The organism is Mesorhizobium sp. M1273 (assembly GCF_040318195.1).
In the GTDB taxonomy this organism is placed as follows: domain Bacteria; phylum Pseudomonadota; class Alphaproteobacteria; order Rhizobiales; family Rhizobiaceae; genus Mesorhizobium.
Genome location: NZ_JAMYLV010000010.1, coordinates 136,194 through 148,952, shown reverse-complemented (window position 1 = coordinate 148,952; position 12,759 = coordinate 136,194). Strand labels below are relative to the sequence as shown.

Annotated in this window: 10 protein-coding genes; 9 read left to right on the top strand and 1 reads right to left on the bottom strand. The window is 61.9% G+C overall.

Annotated elements, in window-relative coordinates; translation table 11 throughout:
• Nucleotides 1–199: 199 nt before the first annotated feature.
• The 5 genes from NKH30_RS13705 (at nucleotide 200) to NKH30_RS13685 (ending at nucleotide 7,753) form a co-directional block, all read left to right on the top strand.
• Nucleotides 200–1,393 (top strand): patatin-like phospholipase family protein, encoded by a 1,194-nt coding sequence (locus NKH30_RS13705; protein WP_352980413.1) that lies wholly within the window; start codon nucleotides 200–202, stop codon nucleotides 1,391–1,393.
• 284 nt (nucleotides 1,394–1,677) lie between these two features.
• The gene (locus NKH30_RS13700) at nucleotides 1,678–2,649 is read left to right on the top strand and encodes an HlyD family secretion protein (RefSeq protein WP_352980414.1); all 972 of its coding nucleotides are present in this window, start codon (nucleotides 1,678–1,680) and stop codon (nucleotides 2,647–2,649) included.
• Entirely contained in the window at nucleotides 2,649–4,991 is a 2,343-nt protein-coding gene (locus NKH30_RS13695; protein WP_352980415.1) for an ABC transporter permease, read from the top strand. The genes NKH30_RS13700 and NKH30_RS13695 overlap by 1 nt, the downstream gene beginning before the upstream one ends.
• A complete protein-coding gene (locus NKH30_RS13690; protein ID WP_352980416.1) occupies nucleotides 4,981–5,964 on the top strand; it encodes an HlyD family secretion protein in 984 nt (327 codons plus the stop codon). Before NKH30_RS13695 ends, NKH30_RS13690 begins: the two co-directional genes overlap by 11 nt.
• Nucleotides 5,965–6,238: 274 nt before the next feature.
• A complete protein-coding gene (locus tag NKH30_RS13685) occupies nucleotides 6,239–7,753 on the top strand; it encodes a cyclic nucleotide-binding domain-containing protein (protein WP_352980466.1) in 1,515 nt (504 codons plus the stop codon).
• Nucleotides 7,754–8,099: 346 nt separating this feature from the next.
• Here the strand turns inward: NKH30_RS13685 and NKH30_RS13680 are convergent, their stop codons facing one another.
• Nucleotides 8,100–8,405 carry a hypothetical protein gene (locus NKH30_RS13680; protein ID WP_352995782.1) on the bottom strand — a complete coding sequence of 102 codons (306 nt, stop codon included), beginning with the start codon at nucleotides 8,403–8,405 and terminating at the stop codon, nucleotides 8,100–8,102.
• Between the two features lie 406 nt (nucleotides 8,406–8,811).
• On the opposite strand from NKH30_RS13680, the gene NKH30_RS13675 reads away from it, so the two are divergent.
• The 4 genes from NKH30_RS13675 (at nucleotide 8,812) to NKH30_RS13660 (ending at nucleotide 12,714) form a co-directional block, all read left to right on the top strand.
• Nucleotides 8,812–9,555 carry a sensor histidine kinase gene (locus tag NKH30_RS13675; RefSeq protein WP_352980418.1) on the top strand — a complete coding sequence of 248 codons (744 nt, stop codon included), beginning with the start codon at nucleotides 8,812–8,814 and terminating at the stop codon, nucleotides 9,553–9,555.
• A 132-nt stretch (nucleotides 9,556–9,687) separates the two neighbouring features.
• Entirely contained in the window at nucleotides 9,688–11,040 is a 1,353-nt protein-coding gene (locus tag NKH30_RS13670) for an NAD(P)/FAD-dependent oxidoreductase (RefSeq protein WP_352980419.1), read from the top strand.
• Between the two features lie 122 nt (nucleotides 11,041–11,162).
• Nucleotides 11,163–11,288, top strand: a complete 126-nt coding sequence (locus tag NKH30_RS13665; protein ID WP_352995780.1) for a hypothetical protein — start codon at nucleotides 11,163–11,165, stop codon at nucleotides 11,286–11,288.
• Between the two features lie 205 nt (nucleotides 11,289–11,493).
• Complete coding sequence (locus NKH30_RS13660) at nucleotides 11,494–12,714, top strand: acyl-CoA dehydrogenase family protein (protein ID WP_352980420.1); 1,221 nt, start codon at nucleotides 11,494–11,496, stop codon at nucleotides 12,712–12,714.
• Nucleotides 12,715–12,759: the final 45 nt, after the last annotated feature.

The following is a 12,759-nucleotide window of genomic DNA, read 5'->3' as shown; positions in this document are numbered from 1 at the left end:
AGTCTGCTGCCAGCCTCTCTCGCTACGCGTTAGCTTGAATGAGGAAAGGTCAATGACGACAGTCCGGACCTCATGGTCACCGGAAGGCAGCTGGTCCCGGTCCTTCTCTCGCCGCACGACTGCATGTTCTCCCGTCGCCATGCGCATCCTTCAGCGCGGCAGCAACCTCGTCAATCGCTCCCGAAGGGCAGGGGCCAGCATGATTGCGCTTGGCCTGTGCGCAAGCCAGCTCATAGGATGCATTGCGGCCGCCCCCCGCGACAGCGTCCCACAGCAATTGGCGTCGGCCGCCGAGCCGCCCGGCTACCAGCGCGACATCCGGATCTGGGGCGATTCCTATGCCAGCTATCCGGCCGCACGACTTGTCCGATTCCACGATGAGAGGCTGAAGGCGTCGAAGGGCGATCCGTCCATCAATGTCAGAGCACTGAACGCCCTTACACTGTCGGGCGGTGGCAGCAGCGGTGCCTTCGGAGCCGGCATTCTTGCCGGCTGGGCCAAGGCTGGAACCAGACCAAAATTCGATATCGTCACCGGGATCAGCGCCGGCGCGCTGATCGCGCCCTTTGCCTTTCTTGGTCCGGCCTATGACGACCAACTCAAGGCAGGGTTCACCGAGGTCACCGACGCCAACATCTACACCAGACACAGTCTTCTCGGAGCACTCTCCAGCGGTTCGTTCACCAGCAACGCGCCGCTTGCCAAGATGCTCGATGAACACATCACCGACGCCATGCTGGCCAAGATTGCCAGCGAGTATTCCAAGGGGCGCCGCCTGTTTGTCGGAACGACCAATCTCGATGCAGACCGGGCAGTCATCTGGGATATGGGAGCCATCGCGGCAAGCGGGCGGCCGGATCGCAGGAAACTGTTCAACCAGGTCATCCTCGCCTCAACATCCATTCCAGGCATCTTTCCACCAGTCGACCTGGAAGTGGCTGCAGGCGGCAGGACCTATCACGAGATGCACGTCGACGGCGGCACCGCCAACGAGGTTTTCCTCATGCCTGCCGGCCTGACGCTCGGCGAACTCGACAAGACCTTCCACACCAGGGTCAAGGCGCGGCTGTACGTGATCCGCAATGGTCGAACCACGCCGGAGTACAGCTCGGTCAAGGCCACCCTGCCGGATATCGCCGAGAAGGCGGTGTCGTCGCTGATCAAGACGCAAGCCATTGGCGACCTTTACCGGCTCTACGCAATCGCCGAACGCGACGGGATCGACTTCAACGCCATAGACATCCCGGCGGACTTCACGGTGGAGGCGAAGAGCCCGTTCGACAACAGGTTCATGCGCGCGCTGTACGCGAAGGGCTATGAAATGGGCCATGACGGTGTGTCGTGGAAAAAGACGCCGCCTGGATTTGATGAGCCTTCCGATGAAGGGCGGTGATGCGTCGGCAGCTTTCGAAAGCCTCCGACAAGAGCGCAAACTCATTGGAAGAGCAGGTCGAGACAAGATGACAATCGCCATCAGGCATTGTCCAGACCAAAGGGAGACATACGGTGCCGGATATGTCGCGTGACCCGATGAGCAAGACATCAGTTTCGACTGACGAGTCGCTGCGGGGGAGCGTCGCAGCGGTCGGTGCGAATGCGACACGGGATGAATTGCCGGATCGCCTAGCGCCCGCATCAGTCGAGCCCGCTGCGGCTGAGCCGCCCAGAACCTCGAAAATGGCGGCGGCCATCGTCGTGCTCAGCGTGCTGGCGATCGTTGGTTTGTCATTGTGGTATCTCGTTCGGCCGCAGCCGCTCCTGGTGCAAGGCGAGGCCGATGCCACGCGCATTGACATTGCGGCTCGTATCGACGGCAGGGTAGGGCAGCGACCGGTGTCGCGCGGCGACAACATCACGGCCGGGCAACTGCTGGTGGCGATAGATAATCCGGAGCTGTTGACGAAGCTCAACGAGGCGAAGGCAGCAAGGATCGTCGCCCAGGCGGACTTCACGCGCATCCAGATCGGTACGCGCGCCGAAGTGGTGGCGGAACGCAAGGCCGAGGTCGCCTCGGCGCAGGCCAGCTTGACGCTTGCCCAGCAGACTTACGACCGCGTCAAGCAGGTCACCCAGGGCGGCTTCGAGTCGGTCGCGAAGCTCGACGAGGCGACCGCTTCGCTGGACGTGGCGACGCGAACCTCGGAACAGGCAAAGCTCGCCTATCAGGAAGCTGTCGCTGGCTACACAGCCGAGGAACGCGGCGTGGCACAGGCCGCGGTCGCCAAGGCCGAGGCCGCGATCGCGACCCTGCAGGCACAGGTCGACGAGATGACCGTCAAGGCGCCGATTGCAGCGCAGGTCTATCAGCTCGGCGCGGAGGTTGGCGAATATGTCTCGCCTGGTGTGCCATTGCTCTCGCTGGTCGACCTCAGCGACGTCTGGGTGCATTTCGATCTCCGTGAGGACTTGGTGAAGGGTCTGAAAATAGGAGACAGGTTCACGGTCAAAATCCCTGCACTTGGTGACATGCCCATAACCGTCGAGGTGCGGACGATTGCCACCCGCGGCGAGTATGCCGGGTGGCGCGCAACGCGTGCGACTGGCGACTTCGATCTCAGGACCTTCGAGGTGCGGGCCTATCCGGTCGACAAGCTCCCCATCCTCAGGCCTGGCATGAGCGCCTACGCCGATTGGAACGGGGTGCACTGATGGCCAGCGGGCGTCGTTTCGGCATTGTCGATGTCGCTCGCCGCGAGGTGATCTGGATCTGGCGCGACAAGGTCGCCCTGCTTCTCGTTGTCGGTATCCCGTTGATTGCCTTTGCGATCCTTGCCGCCACGTTCAGCAATGCCGTCATCCGTGATCTGCGGGTCGACGTGGTCGATCAGGACAGGTCGAGAACGTCCGAAACCTTTGTGCAGGCGATCAACTCGGCACCGGGCGTCAATCTTGCGAGACGTTCCTCCGATCTTAACGGAGCCATGCATGCCGTCCGCTCCGGCGAGGCCATTGCAGCGGTCTATGTCCCACAGAATCTCGAACGCGATATCGCGGCGGGGCGCCGGCCGCAGGTCGTGATCTTCTTCAACAAGCAGTTCTTCACGCCCGGCAACGTCGCCTCGAATTCGCTGCAGGCGGCGATATCGGCAGCAATTGCCGACCTGCCGGCAGGGCCACGCAGCGCCGCCTTCGCGCCGGGTCCGCTTGCCGTCGAGCAATACGTTCTGACCAATCCCGCCCTGAACTACGCGCAGTTCCTTTTGCGCGCCATCCTGCCGACCGTGCTCCACATCGTGACCGCAATTTCCGCCGGCTATGCGGTCGGCTCCGAGTTCGGGTCGCGCAACATGCGGGAATGGCTGGCGACGGCCGGCGATAGCATGCTCATCGCGCTCGTCGGCAAGCTGGCACCTTATTTCGGCATCTTCCTCGTCATGATGGCTGTTGGGCTGGGGACCATTCACGGCATCTTCGAAATACCTTTCCGCGGCGACCCGGTGCTAGTGGCCGCCGGCGCTTGCCAGCTGATCATTGCCTATCTGTCGTTGGGGGCGCTTCTGCAGCTTCTCGTCAGGAACCTTGCCTTTGGTCTCAGCCTGACCGGCATCATCTGTTCGCCGGCATTCGGCTTTGCCGGCGTCGGCTTTCCCGTGCTGGCCATGAACGGCTTCTCCCGTGCCTGGGGTGCGATGCTGCCGCTACGCTGGTACATCCAGATCCTGTTCGACCAGGCGGCTCGCGGCGTACCGGCAGGGAATTCCGCCGAGCCTTTCATGATGCTGGGCGGATTGGCGGTCCTCTATTTCGGTCTGGCCTGGCTGAGGTTGCGATCTGTTGCTCGGCATCCGCGGCCAGAGCCGGTTGGAACCCCTGAACAAGACAGCGCTAGAGGAAGGATCGGCATTGTTCGAGCATTCACGAACGAATATGGCCGGATCATACGTAACCGCAGCGCCTTCAGCCTCATCGTTCTGGCGCCGATCATCTACGGCCTATTCTACCCGCAACCCTATCTCGGCCAACTTATCAAGAGCATCCCCATTGCCGTCGTGGATGATGATTCCTCCGACGTCAGTCGCACGATCATCCAGGCTGTCAATGCCGACGAAGCGGTGAAGGTGGTGCTTCGACCGACGACATTGGCAGAAGCACAGGCCGCACTCGCTCGCCGCGAAGTGTTCGGCATATTGAGCATTCCGGCCGGAACCGAGCGCGAGATACTGAAGGGCGATCAGGCAAGGCTGCCTGCCTATGTCGATTCAACCTATTTCCTGCTCTACAGCCGCACGCTGCAGGGCATTCAGGAAGGTGTGGGCGCAGTCACAGCGGAGCTCGCGGCGCGCAGCGCCCGGCCGGATGGAAGCCTCTACCGGGCGGCGCTCGCGAAAAGCTCGCCCGTGGAGATTTTGAACCAGCCCCTTTTCAACCCCACCGGCGGCTATGGCAGCTACGTCGTTCCGGCTGCTTTCCTGTTGATCCTGCAGCAGACGCTGCTGATGGGGTCGGCGACGCTGGGTGGGGTGGCCTACGAGCAGGGCGGCCACGATGCGCGCCGCCGTCGTGGCACCGTGTCGGCGGTGATTGGTCAAAGTCTCGCCCACCTGCTGCTTGCATTGCCAGGCTACGCTCTGTTCCTCGTCGTGTTGTCGAGGGTCTACGGTTTCTCGGCAAGCGATCATGTGCTCGACCTGATCGTCCTGGCCATTCCCTATATCCTCTCGGTCAGCCTGCTCGGCCAGTTCGTCGGCAGTTGGTTCAAGCGGCGCGAAACCTCGGTTCTCCTGCTCATTGCCATCAGTCTTCCGATCTTCTTCCTGGTCGGCGTTGCATGGCCGCTGGAAGCAATCCCGCCAATACTTCGCACCGCCAGCTTCATCCTTCCCAGCACCTTCGGGATCGACGGCCTGGTGCGGATCAACCAGATGGGAGCGACGGTGACTGATGTCTCGAAAGACTGGATGTGGCTGTGGGTGCTGACCGGCGTCTACGCGATCCTTGCTATCGCCTCGGCCAGAATCACCATGGGCTGGAGGGTGTCCGATGCTCGTTAGGTCGCGATATGGTTCGGCAGTCGCGCTGGCCGCGGCAGGTGCGATAATCTGCTTCGTTTGCGAAGCCTCGGCAGAGCAGGCAAAGCCGCCGATCGCCGGCATGGTTCGGCAGACCGAGATTCGCGTCGCCCCCGACGCTACGGGGCGACTGGCGACGGTGGCTGTCATTGCGGGCCAGCATGTCCATCAGGGCGATCTTCTTGCCGTGCTCGACAATCCGGAACTGACGGCAGCTGCCGGTGAAGCCAAAGCCGCCGCGGCGAGCGCCAAGGCACAGCGGGATAACGTCTATTCGGGAGTGCGGCCGGAAGAGGTGGCAATCGCCAACCAGGCCATTCAGACATCCCAGGCCAACTTTGTACTCGCCCAGCAACAGTATGACCGCGCCTCGGCACTTGCCGGCAAGGACTTCGCCAGCAAACAAACGCTCGACACGAGTTCGGCCTCGCTTGCAAAGGCGAAGGCCGACCTCGATCTCAAACAGGCGCAAGCTGCAGAAGCGAGCGCCGGTCCCACCGCCGAGGAGCGTGCTCTCGCCGATGCCCAGGTGGCGCTGGCCGAGGCGACAGTCAGGGATATTCAGGTCCAGTTGGACAAGACCAGACTCATCGCACCGGCGGACGGCACAATAGGCATCCGCGTTGCCGAGCCAGGTGAGATCATCGGCCCGGGAAAGCCGGTGATGACGATGGAGGCGGATGGTCAGGCCTGGTTCGCTTTCACGCTGCGTGAAGACGATCTGCACGACATAACGCTCGGCAAAACGCTGGTGCTGACGGTGCAGGACGGGCGCCAGATCGATGCTCGTGTGACGGAACTGCGTCCATTGGGGGAATTCGCAACCTGGCGCGCGGCCCGCGCCGTCGGCGATCACGATCTCAATTCCTTTCGTCTCCGCCTTGAGCCAAACGGCAGTACCGAAGGGCTGGAACCCGGCATGACCGTCTGGCTCAGCACGCAACCTGGGACTTGAAGGGTTCGTCGGATGAGTTTGGTGTGGCCGCGGCAGGAAGACCGGCAAAGCTGCCGTCGGCTTTTGCGCCAAGGTCAGGAGGGCCATAATCCGCGGGCGCCTGGCGCATGCGATCGTCTTCTTCAACAAGCAATTCTTCACTGCCCGCAAAATGACTTCCAGTCCAATTCGAGCGGCAGTCTCAGCCGCCACCGCCAACCTCGTGGCAAGCCTGCATAGCAGGACTTTCGCACCGAGGTCCCTTATCGTTGAACAATATGTGGTTCCCAATCCCATGGTTGATTACGCACATCTATCCAACGTTATTGCCGATCCCATCGTTCAAACCGGTATGGTCGCGGCGAGCGGCGCGCTGGTCACGGGCATTCTGCTTCGCGGCCGACCAACGCTGCGCCTGGTCGGTCAGCTGGCATTCTTTTTGGCGCTTACGGCGCTGCTGCTCTATCACGGAATCCTCCCGTACGCGGTCGGTCCGACCGATGTCTCTACGCTGGAGCGGGTATTCCTTGATATCGTCAAGGTGATCTGGTGGATCAATGCCGCATGGTCGCTGATCGGCGTTGTCCGCGTCTTTCTCATCCTCGAACAAAAGCCCCGTGAAGGGCGGCTTCTTCAGGATCTTGTTGTCGGCATCATCTATGTGGCAGCGGTCCTGTCGATTATCGCCTACGTCTTCAACGCTCCGGTCGGAACGCTGATCGCCACATCCGGCGCGGTCGCCATTGTACTTGGCCTTGCCCTGCAGAGCACTCTGGGCGACGTCTTCTCGGGCATAGCGCTCAATCTTGCCAAGCCCTACGGGATCGGCGACTGGCTTGTGCTGGGCAACGGCATCGAAGGCGCGGTGGTCGAGACGAACTGGCGGGCCACGCACCTTCTAACGGGTGCAAACGACCTGGTGGTTGTCCCTAACAGCGACCTGGCGAAAGCAAGACTCACCAATCTCAGCAGTCCCGAGCGGAGCCATGGCGTCACGCTCACGGTCCGTTTTCGGTCGAGCACCGCACCGTCGACGATGGCTGACGTGATGCGCGCGGTTCTCCTGAGCAGCAATTCGATATTGGCGCAACCGGAGCCGAGCGTCCAAACAGTGTCGCTGGATGGAGGCGCGGTGGAGCTGGAGCTTACCTTCAGGGTCGCCGACAGGGCACTTGCCGGCAAGGCAAAGAGCGAGATCTTCGACCTGATCTTCCGCCACGCAAAGGCGGCCGGACTCAGTCTTGCCGCGCCTTTGGGATCTATTGGCCCTCAATCCCCAAACCCGAATGAGGTCGAGATGCCGTTCGGCTTCCACACGACACCGAGGCGGCTTCTGGACGCGATCCCGCTGTTTGCCCCGCTGACCGAGGACGAGAAGGAAACGCTCGCTTCGACGATGACGCGCCGGACGTTCCGGAAGGGGGAGACCCTGGCGGAGCAAGGTGAGGTGCTGAAGTCGCTGATGATCGTGCGCAGCGGCGTTGTGACCGTCAACCGGCGCGACGGCGCAAGCGAGATGGTACTGGGGCGTCTTGCGCCCGGTGACTGCCTCGGTGAAGGCGGTCTTCTGACGGAAGCCGGCGAATTAGGCAGCGTCAAGGCTCTTACCTTGGTGGTCGTCTATGAGATCACACAGGAGGGCCTCGCGCCGTTGTTGCGGGATCGCCCCGCGATCGCCGATGAACTGGCCTTGCTCCTCGCGAAGAGGAACGCGTCGGAGCAGCTTCGGCTCGGCCGAGGCAACGGAGCCAACGCCGCGTCGACGATACCGCCCTTGCGGGCGCGCATCAGGCAGCTGTTCAAGCTGTGACCTTACGGGACCAATCGCGATCACGGCGCGAAAGAACTATCGCGCAGCTCCGGTCGGATCGGTTGATTGCGGGGTGGAGGTCACGAACGGGGAGGCGAGCGCCAACGACAGGCCGACCGCGATCGCCGCGGTCATCAGGAATCGCTTCACCGGTCGGCGCGAGCGGGACATTCACCCGGGCAGGCTCAGCGTGAACCAGAAACTGCACGTGATAGCCAAGGCGTCGTGACACCTGCCTGCACGCGCGATATCCGCCCTGTTGATCAGCATCAGTCGACCGGGCGCGAGGTGACGTGCGCCACGCCGCCGGCGGCGTTCAGCTGCGCCGGCATGTTCGCGGGGCGCTTCAGAGGCGCTTGAATGTCTTGGTGACCGTTGCGCATCGGTAGACGCTGCATGGGCCACCCTCGGCAAGAACCCGCGCCGGCACAGCTGTCTGATCGGGACCGCAGGACTCACGATCACGCACATACAGGTCGGAAAGCATCAGGTTCTCCACGCGTGACGACGGGTGTCGAAGAATGGAACTTTGCTCCAGTTCAAGGGCAGAGCCGATCGCATTGCACGACATCTGCAAAGTGTCGTGCCGCTCGGTCGCTGCCGCGTGCGTGGCAAGAACGCTCATGACAACAAGCGTCGCGATCGTCTTCATAGATGGTCTCCTTGATCTGATTTCGATGGTGAGTTTTTCGATGCCCCGACGTCGTTCCTTTCGGGCTTCGGTCGCTGATCGCCTTTGCCAGGAGCTTACTGGCACCAACTCGATTTGATTGTATCGGCTTTGCGTCGGCTGCATGTTCATGCTCCAACAGCGATAGCGTGGCGCTGAAGGATTTTGGCGGCCCGACATGCGGTTGCCGAAACGGTGACCGACCCCGTCGGCATGTCGATTGTGACGCCGATGCCACCGGAGCATTGCCGGGCTTGCCCGACGGCCGGGAAGATCCCGCGAGAAACGTCAAAGGATCGGATGCTGCGTACAAGCTCCGACTCTTGAGACGTGATCAGATGCAGCTCAGGGAAACCAGACTTTCCGACGCTCTCGATGGAGAGAAGCCATGGCCGACAATTTCAACATGACATCGGGACAGCGCGTCGCTGACGATGATATTTGCCTGGCTGCAGTTCCCGATCCGCGCATGTTGCTTGCCTCCATCGTTCACGATTTCAATATATTGCTGACGCCGATCGTGTCGGTCCTGGAGGAGATGCAAGGTCGCGGGGCGGGAACGGGGCGGCAGCTGAAAAGGATTGACGGCGCGATCTACTGTGCCTTCCGCGCCAAGACACTCGCACGGCAACTTGTGGATTTTGCGAGCCCCCAACCGGTCAAGCTTGCCGCGGTCGATGTCGGCAGCCTTCTGCGACGGCTTCAGGCGCCGCTTGCAAGCTTGTTGTCGGGACGCATTCGTCTTGATCTCGACATCGCCGAAAATCTCCCCAAGGCCTTCATCGACCAGCAACTGATCGACCGAGTGTTGTTCAATCTCGTTTTGAATGCGCGTGACGCGATGCTGGAAGGCGGGCGTGTGACCATCGCGGTTGCACAGGACTGCTATCCCGCCGGTCCGGTGCGCGGCGGCAACTCGATGATCCGCCTGACCGTCGCCGACACCGGCAGCGGAATGGATGAGGCCACGCTGGAAATGGCGGGGGAGCCTCATTTCTCAACCAAGACAAATGGAACCGGCCTCGGTCTGGCCACCGTCCGGCAGGTCATGGAACGTCAGGGCGGCGGGCTGTCGATCGTCAGCGCGCCTCATCGCGGCACGACCGTCGATCTGTGGCTGCCGGTGACGTGAATTGCCACCATCCGAACGCCGCAAAATCATTCCGCTCGCGACACGTCGGTACAAGCAGGATGTGCATTAGGAAGGTATCGCATTGTATGGCCGTCAGATCGGCCAGATGCACGAGTCATGAGGTGATGAGCGATGTTGGCCGAGATTGATCCCTCTGAAATTGACGCCAATGGTTCGCACACAAGGCGGCCGCGAGTCGTTATCCTGGGTGCCGGTTTCGCCGGCGTTGCAGCGGCAAGGGCTCTCAAGCGATCCGATGCGGACGTGGTCCTGATCGATCGCCGCAATCATCATATCTTCCAGCCGTTGCTCTACCAGGTGGCGACCGCCGTGCTGGCACCGTCCGAGATCGCCGCGCCGATCCGGCAGCTGGAGGCAAAGCAGGCCAATCTGGATGTGATGCTCGCCGACATCGTCGGCGTCGATCTGCCCCATCGCACCGTCGATACCGTCTATCCCGGGATCGGTATCCGCAAGGTGCGCTTCGATTTCCTCGTCGTCGCCACGGGCACGCGCCCGAGCTATTTCGGCCATGACGAGTTCGCAGCCTTTGCACCGGGGATTAAGACTCTCGCCGACGCGGAGGCGATCCGAAACAAAATTCTGAGCGCCTTCGAGATGGCCGAAGCGACCGATGACGAGAATGAGCGCGCGCGCCAGATGAATTTCGTGCTCGTCGGCGCCGGAGCGACCGGTGTCGAGCTCGCGGCGTCGATCGCACAAATGATTAGGGTGACGCTGCGTGGGAATTTCAGGCGGATCGATCCGGCAACCAGCACGATTACCTTGATCGAGGGAGGAGATCGGGCTCTCCCGACCTTCGCTCCGTCGCTCTCAAAGAAGGTCGCCAGACACCTTGCCAAGCTCGGCGTCAAGGTCTTGCTCGGCGTCAAGGTCGACAGTGTCGACGCCGAGGGCGTCATCGCGGGAGGCGAAAGAATTCCCAGTGCAACTGTTTTGTGGACCGCAGGCATGGCCGCATCGCCGGTCGTCCACATGGTTGGTGCCAAGGCGGATCGCGCGGGCAGGGCGCTGGTCGAGCCTTCGCTCAATGTGCCGGGTCAACCCGACATATTCGTGGTCGGCGACGCGGCGTCCATACAGCAACAGAACGGGCAACCCGTGCCCGGCGTCGCGCAGGCGGCAATCCAGCAAGGGCGCTATGTCGGCCGCCTGATCTCCGATAAAATCAAAGGGCACGAACCAAAGCGCGCGTTTCGCTACCGGGACAAGGGCAACATGGCGGTCGTCGGCAAGAACTACGCCATCCTGGAGTCCGGTCATCTGAGAATGGCTGGCTTCCTGACCTGGTTCATATGGGCTTTCGTTCATCTGCTGGCTCTCCCCCAACTTCAAAATCGTTGGCGGGTTCAATCGCAATGGCTGTGGTCCTACCTGACCGGCCAGCGCAGTTCGCGGCTGATCTCCGAACCGCCTCCCCTGGCGGGTGGTGCAGTTCCGATTAAGGAAACCACAGCACCGTGACTCTGTCTGGCGCGCCAAGCGGCGATTTCTCGAAGCCGTCGCGTCGCTGACGGGGCGTGGCGCGGACGGCTCGCGGCCACGCAACTGTCGTAAAGTGGGACTGGCAGCAGCTGGTGGAGTTCATGGCCAGCAGGCCGGCACTCCGCACCAACCTGCTGACGCTGGTGAGTACGGATCTTGCCACCAAGCTGCGTGACATAACCATTGCCGTTTCCGGTCTCGTCGTGGAACAGGTGGCGCCTCGATAAAGGGCGAGAGGTCTTCGCCGTCCGTTTGGCTCCCCGTTTGTGGGTCACGATTGATGGCACTCCACATACGAATCCAGATGCGCATGATCGGGCACAGGCGTCCTACCCGCCGCAGAGTTCTCCAAGAAGAAAGCGCCGCCCGAAGCCATAGTCCTGCTCACGCACTTCATTCCGAAAGATCGGACAATCGAGCAGGAGAACGAGGATGGCAGTGGCAACCGCAGCGAAGGACGAGAGGCAGGCAAAGCCTTTGCCGGCGCCGAACAGCGACTTCTACCAGCTGGCCGATCTCCTCAATCCAGACGAATTGGCGGTGGTCAAGAAGGTGCGGGCCTACATGGAGAGCAAGGTCCAGCCGATCATCAACAAATACTGGTCCGACGACGCGTTCCCCTTCGAGCTGCTGCCTTCGTTCAAGGAGCTCGGGCTCGGCGGCCTCGGCTATGAGGGCTATGGCTGCGCCGGCGGCAGCCAGAAGCTGTTCGGCTTCGTCGCCATGGAGCTGGCCCGCGTCGACGCTTCGTTCTGCACCTTCTTCGGCGTGCACAGCGGCCTGGCTATGGGCTCGATCTATCTCGACGGCTCTGAGGAGCAGAAGCAGAAGTGGCTGCCGCCGATGGCGCGCTGGGAAAAGATCGGCTGCTTTGGTCTGACCGAGCCGCTGGTCGGTTCGGGCACGAGCGGCGGGCTGACCACGACGGCCAAGCGCGAGGGCGACACCTGGCTCCTCAACGGACAGAAGCGCTGGATCGGCAACGCGACGTGGTGCGACGTTTCGATCATCTGGGCGCGTGACCTCGACGACAACCAGGTGAAGGGTTTTATCGTCGAGAACAAGACGACGCCGGGATTCAGCGTCGAGAAGATCGAGCACAAGATCGCGCTCAAGGTCGTTCAGAACGGCGTTATTACGCTGAAGGACGTCCGCGTGTTGGAAGCCGACCGCCTGCAGGGCGGCAACTCGTTTCGCGATACAGCGCGGGTGCTGCGGATGACGCGCTACATGGTCGGCTGGGCTTCGACCGGCATTCAGATGGGCGCGTTCGAGGCGACACTGAGATACACACAGGAGCGCCTGCAGTTCGGCAAGCCGATCGCTTCTTTCCAGATGGTGCAGGATATCCTGGCCAAGATGCTCGCCAATTTGACCGCTTGCCAGTGCCTGATGGTTCGCCTGGCGCAGATGGATGACGAAGGCAAGCTTGCCGACCACCACGCCTCGCTGGCCAAGGCGTTCTGCACGGCAAAGTCGCGCGAGACTGTTTCATGGGGCCGCGAGCTGCTCGGCGGCAACGGCATCGTTGCCGACTACAATGTGGCGCGCTTCTTCAACGACGCCGAAGCGCTCTACTCATACGAGGGCACATATCAGATGCAGAATCTGATCGTCGGCAAAGCCATTACCGGCCTTGGCGCCTTCGTCTGAGCAGCGGCGAGCCGGGGTCGCTCCCCCCACCCTGGCTCGCCGCCC